Here is a 14763-nt window from a genome sequence, read left to right as displayed (position 1 = left end):
TCTAAAAAAGCAGCTATCGTAATAGCCAGATTTTCCCTACACGCAAGCCTTCTGGTTAATTTGCGTTTACGAACCACCGCTTAGTGGCATTCGCGTCACGCGAAATTCAAAGCCATGGTAAATATCGTCTCAATTTTTACACATTCCGCCTTCCCGATCCTCCCTCAGCATCCGAACAGGTCGTTCCAGAAAACGAATCCCATGAATGCGAGAACGGCGAACAAGCCGACGCGGTAAACCGCATCCATGACCCTCTCGGACACAGGACGACGCATTACAGCTTCTATGGCGTAGAACACCAGATGCCCGCCATCAAGGGGGGGAATGGGCAAAAGATTAAGAACACCGATACCGACTGACAATAATGCAACAAGTTGTACGAGCCATTCGAAGCCGAGCTGGGCCGCCTTGCCGGCCATATCGGCGATCTTCACCGGGCCACCAAGCTGACACCTGTCCTCACGCCCTGCGACAAAGCGTTTTAGAAACTGGCCGGTGCGATAGATCACATAGCCGGTTTCCTTGACCGCCTCGCCCAGCGCATCCAGCGGGCCATACTCAACCAGTCGCGGCTGGCCCATTTCCTCATCATTGACGACGCCGATGATCCCGATCTTCACCGTGTTGCCGAGCGCATCCTTCTGCTCGACCATTTCGGGCGTCGCCCTGAGCTCCAGCTCTTCATCACCACGACGCACCACGAAGGAGAGTTCGTCGCCCGACCGCCCGGACACGAGACGCTGCACATCGCCAAAGCTGCGCACCTGCGATCCATCGACGGAAACGAAGCGGTCGCCCGGTTCGAAACCGGCAATGGCGGCCGGCGTGTCGGGCCGAACCTCGGCCACCATCGGCTCCATCACATAGCGCCCGAAACCGGCGAACATCACCGCGAAAACCGCAATGGTGAGAAGGAAGTTGAACAGCGGGCCGGCAAAAACCGTGGCCGCGCGCTTCCAGACCGGCTGGGTATGGAAGGCGACGCGCAGCTCTTCGGGCGACAGGCGCTCCGTCGATTCGGGATCGGGCGTGCTGGTCACCGACATGTCGCCGGTGAACTTCACATAGCCGCCGAGCGGAATGGCCGACAGCTTCCAGCGCGTGCCATGCCTGTCGTTGAAGCCGAAGAGTTCCGGCCCGAAACCGATCGAGAACGCCTTCACGCCAATGCCGCACCAGCGCCCCACCAGATAGTGCCCCATCTCGTGCACGAACACGACAACGGTCAGGACGAAGAGAAACGGCACGATGGTGCCGATCAGCAATCCGTCCGTGCTGAATATGGTGCTGAAAAAATCGGTCACGGTTGTTCCACTCGATTACGGTTTGCATCAGCGCCTCGATCCGAAATGTCTGCATGACTTTCAGAACGTCAGCTGCACTGTTCCAATAAGCTGCTGCTTAACAGCCTGCGGGATTCCGTCGACGCTGTACGGCGAATCCCGGAATTCGACACTTCAATGCCACTCCGGCATGGCGAAGGCAAACGCCCTCAGCCCCTAGAACCGGAAAAAGGCGTGCGCCGGCATCTCCGGACTGCCGAGCAGCGCCGCCACGAGATATAGGGCGAGCGCTGCCGCCATCAGCCCGTCGACGCGATCCATGACCCCGCCATGGCCGGGAATGAGATTGCTCGAATCCTTCACGCCGCTGCGGCGCTTCAGGGCTGATTCGAACAGATCGCCAAGCTGCGAGATGACAGAGAGAACAAGCGCGATGAGCGCCAGCAGAACCACGCCATGGACGGTGCTTTCATGCATGGCGAAAGCCGCGCCTGCGACAACCGCAAAGGCCGCGCCGCCAATCGCGCCGCTCCACGTCTTGCCGGGAGAAATCGAAGGCGCAAGCTTCGGCCCGCCCAGACTGCGGCCGGTAAAATAGGCCATGATGTCCGAGGTCCAGACCACGGCGAACAGAAACAGGATTGCCAGGAAACCGGACTGGTCGTCCGCCCGCAAATGCACCAGGGCGATTGCGGGTGCTGCGGCGTAAGCGACGCCGGCCGTGGTTCCGAGCCCCTCGCCCGACGCCCATCCATGAAGCGCAAGCACGACAAGAATACCGGCCAGCGCCAGAAAAACCGCGCCCGCTGAAAGGCCGAGTATCATCATTGCCATCACCACCGCCAGAAGTGCGATGGCGATGGTCGCATGAACGCCGGTCTTAGAACCGGGGCGCATCGCGAGCCATTCATAAAGGATCGCGCCGGCCATGACCGCCGCCATGAGACGGAACGGCAGGCCACCCAGATAGGTGATCAGAAGGACGACGCTTCCAAGAACGAGCGCCGAAACGGCCCGCACCTGAAGATTGCTGCGCGGGCGCCGTGTCGGCCCGCTTTCATCGCCGGGCTTGCTCATAGAGCCGCTTCGCGTGCTCCAACACCGCCGAAGCGGCGCTCGCGCGCGTTGAACGTGGCCAGAGCCGTCTCCAGCTCGCATCGGCCGAAATCCGGCCAGTGGCACGGCAGGAAGACAAATTCCGCATAGGCTGCCTGCCACAGAAGGAAATTCGACAGGCGCTGCTCGCCGCTTGTGCGGATAATCAGGTCGGGATCGGGAATACCGGCGGTATCGAGACGGTTTCCGAAACCATCGATATCGATGTCGTCGGCGGTGATCTTTCCCGCCTGCACATCGGCAAAAAGCGATTTGGCAGCGCGCACGATCTCGTCACGCGCACCATAGTTGAAGGCGATCACCAGATTCATGCTGGTGTTTTCCGCCGTCAGGTTTTCCGCTTCAAGCAGAAGGGACTTGATGTCCTTCTCGAGGTTTTCGCGGTCGCCGATAATGCGAACGCGAACCCCGTTCTGGTGCAGTTCCGCAAGATCGCGCCTGATGAACAGGCGCAGGAGGCCCATGAGGTCATTCACCTCGGAGCGCGGTCTGGACCAGTTTTCGGAGGAGAAGGCGTAAACGGTCAGCCAGTTGATGCCCAGCTCACCGGCAGAGCGCACCGCTTTGCGCAGCGCCTCCACACCGGCGCGGTGGCCGGCACGGCGTGGCAAGCCGCGCGCTTCCGCCCAGCGACCGTTGCCGTCCATGATGATCGCCACATGCGCCGGCTTCACGTATCTGCCTCCCCTCGCGTTCGAGCAGCCCTGGGGCTGGTAGAGCATCGGACCGAAACGGGAATCCGGTTTTCGATTGTTCCGATGCTCCATCGATGGTCTGGATCGTCCCCTATGCGTCCGGATGGACGCAGGGCGACCTAGACGTGCATGATCTCGGCTTCTTTCTCGGTCAGGAGCTTGTCCATGACGGTGATGGTCTCATCCGTCATCTTCTGCACCTGTTCGGACTGCGTGTGCAGTTCGTCCTGGCTTATGTCGCCATCCTTTTCGGCCTTTTTGAGATGCTCCATGCCGTCGCGGCGCACGTGGCGCGCGGCAACCTTGGCGCCCTCGGCGTACTGATGGGCGATCTTCACGAGTTCCTTGCGCCGCTCTTCATTGAGCTCGGGCAGCGGAATGCGCAGGGTCGAACCGTCCATGATCGGGTTGAACCCGAGGTTCGATTCGCGGATCGCGCGGTCCACGGCATTGACCATGCTCTGGTCCCACACCGACACGGAGATCATGCGGGGTTCGGGCACGGACACCGTGGCCACCTGGTTGATCGGCATGGGCGTGCCATAAGCCTCCACCTGGATCGGGTCCAGAAGGTTGGCAGAAGCACGGCCCGTACGAAGCGAAGCAAGATCGTGCTGAAACGCACTGACTGCCCCTTCCATACGTCGCTTCAGATCTTTGAAATCAACGCCGTCGGCCATTCTTAAATCTCCTTACGCACCGGCACGCTGTTCGGTATCGGCGTCATCGGACACGATGGTGCAATGTCCGCCGCCTTTCAAGATGGCGTTAAATCCGCCCTCTTCATGAATCGAGAAAACGATTATCGGAATGTGGTTCTCGCGCGCAAGAGCAATCGCAGCGGTATCCATAATCGCCAGCCCGTCACGTATAACTTGTGCATGGCTGAGAGTGTCAAAGCGCGTGGCGTCCGGGTCCTTGCGGGGGTCGGCGGAATAGACGCCATCCACCTGCGTGCCCTTGAACAGCGCGTCTGCGCCGATTTCCGCAGCCCTCAGAGCGGCGGCCGAGTCGGTCGTGAAGAACGGGTTGCCCGTGCCACCGGCGAAGATGACCACCTTGCCTGCGTCCATGTAACTCATCGCCTGACGCTGGGAGAAGCTTTCGCACAGCTCCGGCATCGCAATGGCCGACATGACCACCGCATCAACGCCCATCTTGACCAGCGAGGTGCGCAGGGCGAGCGAATTGATGACCGTGGCGAGCATGCCCATATGGTCGCCCGTCACTCGGTCACCGCCCTTCGAGGCAACGGCCACGCCGCGGAAGATGTTGCCGCCGCCGATGACAACGCCAACCTCGACGCCGATCTTGCGCGCCTCGACGATATCGCGGGCAATCCGGTCGACCACCGAAACATCGATACCGAATCCCTGCTCGCCCATCAAAGCTTCGCCGGATGCCTTAAGGACAACGCGCCGGTAGCGTGCTTCGCTCATCTTCATAGTCTCCAAATTTGCCCCTGCGTTACACGAAGGGCGCCGCGTTGTCACGCGGCGCCCTTTATCATCAAGCAGTTATACAACCAGTCTTACGACTTGGCGGCTGCCGCAACCTCGGCTGCGAAATCGCTCTCTTCGCGCTCGATGCCTTCGCCAAGAGCGAAGCGAACGAAGCTGACGATTTTCGCCGGTGCGCCGATTTCCTTCTCGGCTTCGGCAAGCGCCTTCTCGACCGAGAGATCCGGGTTCATGACGAAAGCCTGCTTCAGGAGGACAACCTCCTCGTAGAACTTGCGCATGCGGCCTTCGACCATCTTCTCGATGATGTTCTCGGGCTTGCCGGACTGGCGTGCCTGGTCGGAGAAGATGTCCTTCTCGCGCGCTGCAGCAACCGGGTCCACATCGGCCTCGGTCAGAGCCAGCGGGTTGGTCGCGGCAACATGCATGGCGACCTGACGGCCGAATGCACGGGCAGCTTCCGCATTGCCGGTGGTCTCGATGGCGACCAGAACGCCAAGCTTGCCAAGACCGTCGGTCACGGCGTTGTGGATGTAGCTGGCAACCGCACCGTTCTCGACGGAAAGCTTCGCGGAACGACGCAGCGACAGGTTCTCGCCGATCGTGCCGATCGCGTCCTTGACGGTGTCTTCAACCGACTTGCCGGTTTCCGGGTAGGTCGCAGCAGCAACGGCCTCGATGGAGCCGTCGGTGCCCAGAGCAACGGTTGCGATGTTGCTGACGAGCGACTGGAACGCATCGTTGCGCGCAACGAAGTCGGTCTCGGAGTTCACTTCGACGACAACGGCGCTGTTTGCGTCGCCTGCAACGCCGACCAGACCTTCAGCAGCCGTACGGCCGGCCTTCTTGTCAGCCTTGGCGATGCCCTTCTTGCGCAGCCAGTCCATGGCTGCTTCCATGTCACCGTCGTTTTCCTTCAGGGCCGTCTTGCAGTCCATCATGCCTGCGCCGCTTTTCTCGCGCAGTTCCTTGACCTGTGCAGCTGTAATGCTCATCGTCGCCTCTTCATCAATATTCTAACAAAAACGGCCGCGTAGCTGGTCGTCTGCCGCGCGGCCGTCGCGGGGCCATAAGCCCCACATTTTCGGAACGGCGCTTGTTAGGCGTCCTTGTTTTCGCCCTCGGCGGCATCGTTCAATGCAGCCTCTTCCGGCGCATCGACCGCTTCGCCAATGTCGAAGCCGAGTGCACCCTGCTGACGCTCGATACCGTCGATTGCGGCCTTAGCGATCAGGTCGCAGTAAAGTGCGAGTGCGCGTGCGGCATCGTCATTGCCCGGGATCGGGTAATCGACAACGTCCGGATCACAGTTGGAGTCGACGATTGCGACAACCGGAATGCCAAGGCGCTTGGCTTCCTGAACGGCAATCGCTTCCTTGTTGGTGTCGATCACGAACATCAGGTCCGGCGTGGAGCCCATGTCGCGAATGCCGCCCAGCGCGCGGTCGAGTTTCTCGCGCTCGCGCTCAAGGTTCAGGCGCTCCTTCTTGGTGAAGCCCTGTGCTTCCGAAGCGAGCAGCTCGTCGAGCTTGCGCAGACGCTGGATGGAATGAGAGATCGTTTTCCAGTTGGTCAGCATGCCGCCGAGCCAGCGTGCGTTCACATAGTACTGAGCCGAGCGCTTGGCCGAGTCGGCAACGATCTCGGAAGCCTGGCGCTTGGTGCCGACGAACAGGATACGGCCGCCCTTGGCCACCGTGTCGGACACGGCCTTCAGCGCCTGGTGCATCAGCGGCACGGTCTGGCTGAGGTCGATGATGTGAACGTTGTTGCGGGCGCCAAAGATGTAGTTGGACATCTTCGGGTTCCAGCGGTGGGTCTGGTGACCAAAGTGAACACCAGCTTCGAGAAGCTGGCGCATGCTGATATCGGGCAGTGCCATTCTTTTTCCTTTCCGGTTGAACCTCCACGGACCGTCAGGCGGAAACCGCCACCGGGGGCGCCGACCGGATTTCTCCCGACCGGAACCAAGATCCGTGTGTGGAATGCGCGCGCATATACGAACTAATCGCGCACAATGCAAGCGTTAGGCCGGCAAAAGCGCCTATTCAGCGCAGTCTGCCTCTTCTTCGACCGTATCGAACAGGGTGAGGTCGACAAGCTGACCGCGAATCGAAAACTCGCCATAGTTCATGTCGAGGCTGCGCGTGACGCCGCTTTCATGCAGCAGGAAACCGATATCGTAGTCGGGCAGCGTCTCGCCCCGCTCATTGTCGGGGTCGAAATAGGCGATGCTCACGGGCCAATAGGACTGGTTGTCGAGCGGCGCTGCCGCGTCCTTCTCGGCATCGCCCTCCGCCATCGGCTTCGGCTGGCCGATGGTGACCGACGTCATCATGACCCGGTCGGCATCTTCGGAACTGTCATAGAGTGTCGTCTGATAAAAGCCGCCGCCGGCAGCCGCCTTCTCCAGCACTTCAATCATGTGCTGAACCGGGAACTGCGTCGCCTCGAGCGTTTCGCTGCGCCTTTCGGGCTTCGACAGCTCGACCAGGGTCTCATCCCCCTCCAGCCGGGCGACACCCTTCACCTCGCGGTCGAGCATGTTGTCCAGATACATCTTGTTGACGAACTGGAAGACCTCGCCCTTGCCATCCTCATAGGTGGTGGTCTGCTGATCGGAAAGCCGCGATGCCTCATCCGTCTCGAGCCGCATGACGAAGCGGAACGTCGTCGTGTAGCCTTCGCAGGCCGAGCCGGCGAACTCATAGACCATACGCCCCGATATGCCGTTGATGCCCGAGCGGTCGCTCGCCTGTTCCAGCGAGAGATCATAGACCGCCCGATGGGGGAGCAGGTTGGGCTCGGCCGCCGCTGCACTGATCGCGGCGCTCGAAACGGCGGTGAGTGCCAAGGCAAATAAGCGCGATGCGCGCATGTACGACCTCCCGGTATTCGGCATTGTCGCGGTCGGAGAATGGATTGACCGCCTGGAGCGTTATCGTTTGGACAAGAGTCGTGGCGGAAGCGAGGCAAATATGCAACCTCTCGCCTTGCGGCGCTTTCCCCATCAACGGCGGATTCGATTGCGTAACTGTCACGAGTGACGTTTAGATCTGCCGACAGTGCGGAGCCCGCTCTGTTTGAATTCAAAAAATGCCGGGAGACAATCATGGCAAGCGAGATCGAGAAAAGACTGTTGGAGCTGGGTGTGGAACTGCCCGAGGCGGCAGCCCCCGTGGCGAACTATGTGCCTTACGTCCAGACCGGCTCTCTGCTGATGACCTCCGGCCAGCTGCCCGTAAAGGACGGCAAGCTGATGGCGATGGGCCTTCTGGGCCGCGAGCTCGGCGTTGAGGCCGGCAAGCTTGCCGCCAAATGGTGCACCGTCAACATTCTCGCCCAGGCGCGCGCCGCGCTCGGCGATCTGGAGCGCATCAAGCGCGTTGTGCGCATTTCCGTCTTTGTGGCTTCCACGCCCGACTTCACCGACCAGCATCTCGTCGCCAATGGCGCGTCGGATTTCCTCGTCGCCGCTCTGGGCGACCGTGGCCGTCACGCCCGCGCAGCCGTCGGCATGGCCTCCCTGCCGATGAATGCGCCCGTCGAGATCGACGCTGTCATCGAGGTCGCTGAATAATGAGTGCGCTTTCCTGGCTGACCGAGCGGCCGATTGCCCATCGCGGTCTGCACGACATGAACAATGTGCGCTGGGAGAACACCCTCCCCGCGTTTCAGGCGGCCATCGATGGCGGCTTCTCCATCGAGTGCGATCTCCATCTTTCCTCCGATGGCGTTCCGATGGTCTTTCACGATCACGCGCTGCGCCGTCTCACCGGTCAGGAAGGCACCATTGCAGAGAAAACGGCCGCCGAAATGGGCGCAATGCCCATCGGCGGCACGTCGGACTGCGCTCCGACGCTTCGCGAAATGCTCGATCTGGTCGCCGGCCAGGTGCCGCTGGTGATCGAGCTCAAGGGCTCGGAGGGGCATGACGACGCGCTTGTCGGGAAAGTCGTGGAGACGCTTCAGCGCTATTCCGGAAAAGTGGTGCTGATGTCGTTCTCGCACCGTCTTGTCCGGCAATTGGCCGAATTCGCGCCGGACATTCCGCGCGGACTGACGGCCGAAGGGCTTTCGCCCGAAGCCATGGAGGCGCATTTCTCCATGCTGGCGCACGATCTGTCCTTCGTGTCCTATGCAGTGAAGGAACTGCCGAACCCGTTCGTCAGCTTTGTGCGCGAGCGCCTTTCGCTGCCCGTCATTACCTGGACGGTGCAGGATCAGGAAGCCGTTGACCGCACCTTCCGGCACGCCGACCAGATGACGTTTGAGGGTTTCACGCCCTGACGCACCGGACCCGAAGGGAGTTTCCGCCTTTTGGGCAATGCCGCTGCTCCATCCACATGCCCTCAAGGGGCATTGCCCCTTGAAGCGCCCTGCCTCACGCGCTTACTTATCTGGCATGTCATCAGCCCAAACGAGTGCCGCCATGTCAGGCGATGTAACGCTGACGGTTTCACCGTCCTTCGCCGACATGCCGGCATCCGACTGGGAAGCGCTTGCCGGCGCTGGCCCGCAGGCAGCGGGCGCGCCCTACAATCCCTTTGTTTCCCACGCTTTCCTTTCAAGTCTTGAAGAAAGCGGCTGTGCGGTGCGCGAAAGCGGCTGGCTTGGCCAGCATCTTTTCCTGCGCTCGGAAGATGGCGTACTGCTCGGCGCAGTCCCCTGTTACCTGAAATCCCACAGCCAGGGCGAATATGTGTTCGACCATGGCTGGGCCGATGCCTTCGAGCGCGCCGGCGGACACTATTACCCCAAACTGCAGGTTTCGGTGCCGTTCACCCCGGCAACGGGTCCGCGCCTTCTGGTGCGCGATGGCATAGCGCCCGACGCGGTGCGCCATGCGCTGGCGGAAGGATTGAAGACGCTGACCGACAGGCTTGGCGTTTCTTCTGTCCATGTCACCTTTGCCCGTGACGAGGACATTGCGGCACTGGATGATGCGGGCTTTCTTCTGCGCACCGACCAGCAGTTCCACTTCTTCAACCGCGGCTATGAAAACTATGGCGATTTTCTGGGCACGCTTGCCTCACGCAAGCGAAAGGCGCTGAAGAAGGAACGCCGCACGGCGCTTGAAAACGGCATCGAGATCGAATGGCTGACGGGAGCCGGGCTCACCGAAGCCGTCTGGGACGATTTCTTCGCCTTCTATCTGGACACCGGCAGCCGCAAATGGGGGCGCCCCTATCTCAACCGGCGCTTCTTTTCGCTGATCGGCGAACGCATGGCCGACGACATTCTTCTGGTGATGGCGCGCCGCGAAGGCCGCTACATCGCCGGCGCGATCAACTTTATCGGTTCCGACACGCTGTTCGGCCGCAACTGGGGCTGTATCGAGCATCACCCGTTCCTGCATTTCGAGGTCTGCTACCATCAGGCCATCGAATTCGCCATCGCGCGCGGCCTGTCGACGGTGGAGGCCGGCGCGCAAGGGCAGCACAAGCTGGCGCGCGGTTATGAACCGGTCACGACGCGCTCGGCGCACTACATTCCGCATCCGGGTCTCCGGCGCGCAGTGGCGCAGTATCTCGAACTGGAGCGGCGCGACGTGGCCGAGATCAACCGCGTGCTCGAAACCCACACGCCCTTCCGCAAGGGTTGACGCTTCAGTGCATCACGGATTTTGAAAACAGGTTGATGACCAGCACGCCGGCGATGATCAACGCGACGCCGATGAGCGCCGGCGTATCGAGCGACTGCTGAAACCACAGCCAGCCAATGGCGGTGATGAAGACGATGCCCGCCCCTGACCACAGCGCATAGACAATGCCCACCGACATGGTGCGCAGCGTCAGCGACAGGAAAAAGAAGGCCACCGCATAGCCGATCAGCGTGATCAACGACGGCACAAGACGCGTGAACCCCTCGGTCTGCTTGAGTGCGGTGGTGGCCACGACTTCGAACAGAATGGCCACGAGCAGGAAGAGATAGGTCACGGACGGCACCTTTTCGAAAAGCGCGGCGAATCGCCCGCTCCCGGGAGTTGACGGGCGCGACATTAGCGCAGAAAAATGCGGCCGCAATTGCCCAGACGAGAGGTTTCCATGAGCAGCGCCGCCTATGACAACGACAATGTTTTCGCCAAGATTTTGCGCGGCGAACTGCCTTCGCACAAGCTCTACGAAGACGACGAAACCTTTGCCTTCATGGACATCATGCCGCGCGGCGACGGCCACTGCCTGGTGATCCCGAAGAAGCCGTCACGCAACATTCTCGATGTCGAGCACGATTCGCTCGCCGCCGTCATGCGCACGGTGCAGAAACTGGCCCGCGCCGCGAAGGCCGCCTTTGGGGCGGATGGCGTGACGGTCCAGCAGTTCAACGAGGAAGCCGGCGGTCAGGTGGTGTTTCACCTTCACGTCCACATCATCCCGCGTTTTGATGGCGTCGCCCTGCGTCCCCACACGGGCGAGATGGCGGATCAGGCTGTTCTCGCAGAGCAGGCGGAAAAGATCCGCGCAGCGCTTTAAAGCCAACTCTCCCCCCAAAGGGTGAGAGTGCTTTACTGAACACGGTCTCTACCCAAGAAGGTAGAGACCTGTGAGCAGGATGATCTCTGCAACCACGATGCCGACGAGGATCTGCTTGCGGGAGAGAAGATAGGCGACGAAGCCGGCTATGGATGCGCCGACCCGCAGGGTGAGCGGTGCATCGGCCAGAGCGCCGCTGGGAAAGACAATCAGATTGGCGATGACAGCGGCGACCAGCGCCGTGGCCACACAGCGCACGAACACCAGAATGTCCGAACCTTCCGAAAGCTTGCCGCCAAGATAGACACCGAGATAGCGCCAGGAATCGGTGGCGAGCCAGCCTGCAAGCAGGATGAAGAGATAAGGCCACCACCAGGCATCAAAGGCGTCGAAACTCATCCGACAGTCTCCCGTCTGACGCGCGCGCGGTGCCAGAAATAGGCCACCGAGCCACCGATAACCCCGGCTGCCAAAAGGTCAAAACCGGGCAGGAGAATGTGAAAGACCGGACCGACGGCGAGGCCGAGCACCATCGCGACATGCCCTGCCCGCTCCCGCGCAGAACCCCAGAGCGATGTCAGGAAGTAGAGCGGCGTCAGGAAGAAGAGCGCGGCCGTCAGTTGCGGCGGCAGACGTTCGGCCAGAAGAAAGACGGTCGCCACCACGCCCATATTCACCAGAACAAGCGTCGAGCCGATGCCGGTGTAATAGGCCGTGCGCATGGCGCGCGGAACGTTCTTGAAGCTCTCCATCGCCAGCACCCATGAGGTCACGGCAACGAAATGCGAAAGGCAATAGAGCACCCAGGGCCGGGTCTTCTCCGTGCGCATTTCAGGCGTGATGGCCACCACCATGGGCGCAAGCCGGACCGACGACAGCGCCACGGCGAAAGCCGCCGCAAACAGGCTGTTGCCTGCCAGTACGGCGCCAATCAGCACCACCTGCGCCGGCAGCGCCCAGACAGCCCCTGTCATGAAAACGGTTTGGGGAAGCGAAAGCCCGGCCTCGCGCGCCAGACCGGCGAAACCGATAAAGGCGCTGACCAGCACCAGACCCGGAATGGAGAAACAGCGGCGCACGCCCCGCAGATACCAGGTGACGTGCTTTTCCTGACTGTCCGATTCGACTTCCGTGTTCTCGCTCATCGGTCAAATGATCTAGCACAGCGCATGCAGGCCTGCGATACAACGAAGGCGTGAGTGCTTGGGGCACCCACGCCTTCGAAATTGGACCAGTTCCGAGACCGGACTTGCCTGTCAGTACCGGGTCTGCCTGTCAGTCCTTGCGCGGCAATTGCGGCACAAGGCTGCGCTTTGGCGGATCCTTGGGCTTCTGCGCCTTGGGCTTGGCCGCTGCCGTCTTGGGTTTGCGGGTCCGTTTGGCCGCCGGCTTCGCCTTCTTCTCGGGCACCTCGTCGCGCGGCTTGATCGGTGCATCATCGGGAAGCGCGTCGAGTTTGAGGTGGCTCTTGCCCGCCTCGTCCTTCTCGACGCTGACACGCACCGTGCCGCCCTTCTTGAGCTTGCCGAACAGCACTTCATCAGCCAGCGGCTTCTTGATGTGCTCTTGGATCACGCGGCCAAGCGGCCGTGCGCCCATGCGCTCGTCATAGCCCTTGTCCGCCAGCCAGGCGATGGCGTCATCCGACAGGTCGAAGGTGACGCGACGCTCGGCGAGCTGCGCCTCGAGCTGCATGACGAATTTCTGCACCACCTGGTGAATGACCGGAACCGGCAGCGAGCCGAACGGGATGACCGCGTCGAGACGGTTGCGGAACTCCGGCGTGAACAGCCGGTTGATCGCTTCCATGTCGTCGCTGTCGCGCTTCGTCGATCCAAAACCAATGGCCGGCTTGGCGAGATCGGCCGCACCCGCATTGGTCGTCATGATGAGGATGACATTGCGGAAGTCGATGCTCTTGCCGTTGTGGTCCGTCAGCTTGCCGTGATCCATGACCTGCAACAGGATGTTGAACAGATCCGGATGCGCCTTCTCGATCTCGTCGAGTAACAGCACGCAATGCGGATGCTGATCGACACCATCGGTCAGAAGGCCACCCTGGTCGAAGCCCACATAGCCGGGCGGCGCGCCGATCAGGCGCGACACGGTGTGGCGCTCCATATATTCCGACATGTCGAAACGCAGGAGTTCGACACCCAGCGACGCGGCGAGCTGCTTGGCAACTTCCGTCTTGCCGACGCCCGTGGGGCCGGAGAACAGGTAGGAGCCAATCGGCTTTTCAGGCTCGCGCAGACCGGCCCGCGCCAGCTTGATCGCCGACGACAGCGCCGTGATCGCGGCATCCTGACCGTAAACAACGCGCTTCAGCTCGTCCTCGAGCGTCGCCAGCACCTTCTCGTCATCGGCCGAAACGGTCTTCGGCGGAATGCGAGCCATGGTGGCGATGGTCGCTTCGATTTCCTTGACGCTGATCGTCTTGCGACGCTTCGATTCCGGCAGAAGTTTCTGCGAGGCCCCGGTCTCGTCCAGAACGTCGATGGCCTTGTCCGGCAGCTTGCGGTCGTTGATGTAACGCGCCGACAGTTCCACGGCGGCCTTTACGGCCTCGTTCGTGTAGCGAACCTTGTGGAAGTCCTCGAAGTAGGGCTTCAGCCCCTTCATGATCTCGACGGCATCCTCAACGGAGGGTTCGGCGACGTCGATCTTCTGGAAGCGGCGCACCAGCGCACGGTCCTTCTCGAAGAACTGTCGAAACTCCTTGTAGGTGGTCGAGCCGATGCAGCGGATCGAGCCGGACGATAAGGCCGGCTTCAGGAGGTTCGATGCATCCATCGCGCCGCCCGACGTTGCGCCCGCGCCGATAACCGTATGGATCTCGTCGATGAACAGAACCGCGCCCGGGAAATCCTCAAGCTCCTTCACCACCTGCTTGAGGCGTTCCTCGAAATCGCCACGATAGCGCGTGCCGGCCAGAAGCGTGCCCATGTCGAGCGCGAAAATGGTGGCGTCCGACAGAACATCCGGCACATCGCCCTCGACGATGCGCTTGGCGAGACCTTCGGCAATCGCCGTCTTGCCGACGCCGGGATCGCCCACATAGAGCGGATTGTTCTTGGAGCGGCGGCACAGGACCTGGATGGTGCGGTTGACCTCGGCCGTGCGACCGATCAGCGGATCGATGCGGCCGGCCCGCGCCTTGTCATTCAGATTGACGCAGTAAGCCGTCAGCGCGTCCTGCGCCTGTTTCTTTTTGGCGCCCTCTTCCGCCTCGGCGCCCGGTGCACCGGCATCATCGTCCTCGGCCCCGCGCGGGGTGCGCGCTTCCGAGCCGCCCGGCCGCTTGGCAATGCCATGGCTGATATAGTTGACGGCGTCATAGCGCGTCATCTGCTGTTCCTGCAGGAAATAGGCGGCGTGGCTCTCGCGCTCGGCGAAAATGGCCACGAGCACGTTTGCGCCCGACACCTCTTCACGACCGGAAGACTGCACATGGATGACCGCCCGCTGGATGACCCGCTGGAATCCGGCGGTGGGCTTGGAATCCTCGTCGTAGCCCGTGACGAGATTGTCGAGTTCGCTGTCGATATACTTGACCACGGTCCCCTTGAGCGCATCGAGATCGACATTGCACGCGCGCATGACAGCGGCGGCATCCGTATCGTCGATCAGCGCCAGGAGAAGGTGCTCAAGCGTCGCATATTCGTGGTGGCGCTCATTGGCAAATGTGAGCGCCTGATGCAGAGCCCGCTCCAAGCCTTGGGAAAAAGCCGGCATT

16 protein-coding genes are annotated in these 14763 nt (G+C 61.4%); 4 read left to right on the top strand and 12 right to left on the bottom strand.

Translation table 11 applies throughout. The features are described from left to right. Nucleotides 1-164 precede the first annotated feature (164 nt). From rseP to DEJ54_RS14140, 8 genes are all read right to left on the bottom strand, one after another. Nucleotides 165-1304 carry an RIP metalloprotease RseP gene (rseP, locus tag DEJ54_RS14175; RefSeq protein WP_113155142.1) on the bottom strand — a complete coding sequence of 380 codons (1140 nt, stop codon included), beginning with the start codon at nucleotides 1302-1304 and terminating at the stop codon, nucleotides 165-167. Between the two features lie 195 nt (nucleotides 1305-1499). After that, the gene (locus DEJ54_RS14170; protein WP_113155141.1) at nucleotides 1500-2360 is read right to left on the bottom strand and encodes a phosphatidate cytidylyltransferase; all 861 of its coding nucleotides are present in this window, start codon (nucleotides 2358-2360) and stop codon (nucleotides 1500-1502) included. Beyond that, nucleotides 2357-3121: an isoprenyl transferase gene (locus DEJ54_RS14165; protein ID WP_113155140.1), complete on the bottom strand. Its 765-nt coding sequence runs from the start codon at nucleotides 3119-3121 to the stop codon at nucleotides 2357-2359. Before DEJ54_RS14165 ends, DEJ54_RS14170 begins: the two co-directional genes overlap by 4 nt. 92 nt (nucleotides 3122-3213) lie before the next feature. Further along, a complete protein-coding gene (gene frr, locus DEJ54_RS14160) occupies nucleotides 3214-3774 on the bottom strand; it encodes a ribosome recycling factor (RefSeq protein ID WP_113155139.1) in 561 nt (186 codons plus the stop codon). A 12-nt stretch (nucleotides 3775-3786) separates the two neighbouring features. Next, entirely contained in the window at nucleotides 3787-4533 is a 747-nt protein-coding gene (pyrH, locus tag DEJ54_RS14155) for a UMP kinase (protein ID WP_113156292.1), read from the bottom strand. A gap of 92 nt (nucleotides 4534-4625) precedes the next feature. Continuing rightward, entirely contained in the window at nucleotides 4626-5549 is a 924-nt protein-coding gene (tsf, locus tag DEJ54_RS14150) for a translation elongation factor Ts (protein ID WP_113155138.1), read from the bottom strand. A gap of 104 nt (nucleotides 5550-5653) precedes the next feature. Then, a complete protein-coding gene (gene rpsB, locus DEJ54_RS14145; protein WP_113155137.1) occupies nucleotides 5654-6436 on the bottom strand; it encodes a 30S ribosomal protein S2 in 783 nt (260 codons plus the stop codon). A gap of 162 nt (nucleotides 6437-6598) precedes the next feature. After that, nucleotides 6599-7432, bottom strand: a complete 834-nt coding sequence (locus DEJ54_RS14140; RefSeq protein WP_113155136.1) for a cell envelope integrity EipB family protein — start codon at nucleotides 7430-7432, stop codon at nucleotides 6599-6601. 234 nt (nucleotides 7433-7666) lie between these two features. On the opposite strand from DEJ54_RS14140, the gene DEJ54_RS14135 reads away from it, so the two are divergent. The 3 genes from DEJ54_RS14135 to DEJ54_RS14125 all read left to right on the top strand — a co-directional run bounded on the left by DEJ54_RS14135 (nucleotide 7667) and on the right by DEJ54_RS14125 (nucleotide 10159). Beyond that, nucleotides 7667-8134 (top strand): RidA family protein, encoded by a 468-nt coding sequence (locus DEJ54_RS14135; protein ID WP_113155135.1) that lies wholly within the window; start codon nucleotides 7667-7669, stop codon nucleotides 8132-8134. Then, the gene (locus DEJ54_RS14130; RefSeq protein WP_113155134.1) at nucleotides 8134-8844 is read left to right on the top strand and encodes a glycerophosphodiester phosphodiesterase; all 711 of its coding nucleotides are present in this window, start codon (nucleotides 8134-8136) and stop codon (nucleotides 8842-8844) included. Before DEJ54_RS14135 ends, DEJ54_RS14130 begins: the two co-directional genes overlap by 1 nt. 187 nt (nucleotides 8845-9031) lie before the next feature. Beyond that, nucleotides 9032-10159: a GNAT family N-acetyltransferase gene (locus DEJ54_RS14125; RefSeq protein WP_371685978.1), complete on the top strand. Its 1128-nt coding sequence runs from the start codon at nucleotides 9032-9034 to the stop codon at nucleotides 10157-10159. A 4-nt stretch (nucleotides 10160-10163) separates the two neighbouring features. On the opposite strand, the gene DEJ54_RS14120 is transcribed toward DEJ54_RS14125, so the two are convergent. Then, nucleotides 10164-10493, bottom strand: coding sequence for a multidrug efflux SMR transporter (locus tag DEJ54_RS14120; protein ID WP_113156291.1), 330 nt, complete (start codon nucleotides 10491-10493; stop codon nucleotides 10164-10166). A gap of 108 nt (nucleotides 10494-10601) precedes the next feature. Here DEJ54_RS14120 and DEJ54_RS14115 point away from each other — a divergent pair, with 108 nt between their 5' ends. Next, the gene (locus tag DEJ54_RS14115) at nucleotides 10602-11027 is read left to right on the top strand and encodes an HIT family protein (protein ID WP_113155132.1); all 426 of its coding nucleotides are present in this window, start codon (nucleotides 10602-10604) and stop codon (nucleotides 11025-11027) included. Nucleotides 11028-11075: 48 nt separating this feature from the next. Here DEJ54_RS14115 and DEJ54_RS14110 read toward each other — a convergent pair whose 3' ends face one another. The 3 genes from DEJ54_RS14110 to clpA form a co-directional block, all read right to left on the bottom strand. Next, nucleotides 11076-11426 carry an AzlD domain-containing protein gene (locus tag DEJ54_RS14110; RefSeq protein WP_113155131.1) on the bottom strand — a complete coding sequence of 117 codons (351 nt, stop codon included), beginning with the start codon at nucleotides 11424-11426 and terminating at the stop codon, nucleotides 11076-11078. Beyond that, on the bottom strand, nucleotides 11423-12172 hold the full coding sequence (locus DEJ54_RS14105; RefSeq protein WP_113155130.1) for an AzlC family ABC transporter permease: 750 nt from the start codon (nucleotides 12170-12172) through the stop codon (nucleotides 11423-11425). Before DEJ54_RS14105 ends, DEJ54_RS14110 begins: the two co-directional genes overlap by 4 nt. Nucleotides 12173-12302: 130 nt before the next feature. Beyond that, nucleotides 12303-14762: an ATP-dependent Clp protease ATP-binding subunit ClpA gene (gene clpA / locus DEJ54_RS14100; RefSeq protein ID WP_113155129.1), complete on the bottom strand. Its 2460-nt coding sequence runs from the start codon at nucleotides 14760-14762 to the stop codon at nucleotides 12303-12305. Nucleotide 14763 lies beyond the last annotated feature (1 nt).

This window comes from Nitratireductor sp. OM-1 (genome assembly GCF_003296175.1).
GTDB classification, from domain to species: domain Bacteria; phylum Pseudomonadota; class Alphaproteobacteria; order Rhizobiales; family Rhizobiaceae; genus Nitratireductor; species Nitratireductor aquimarinus.
This window is presented reverse-complemented; position numbering and strand designations above follow the sequence as displayed.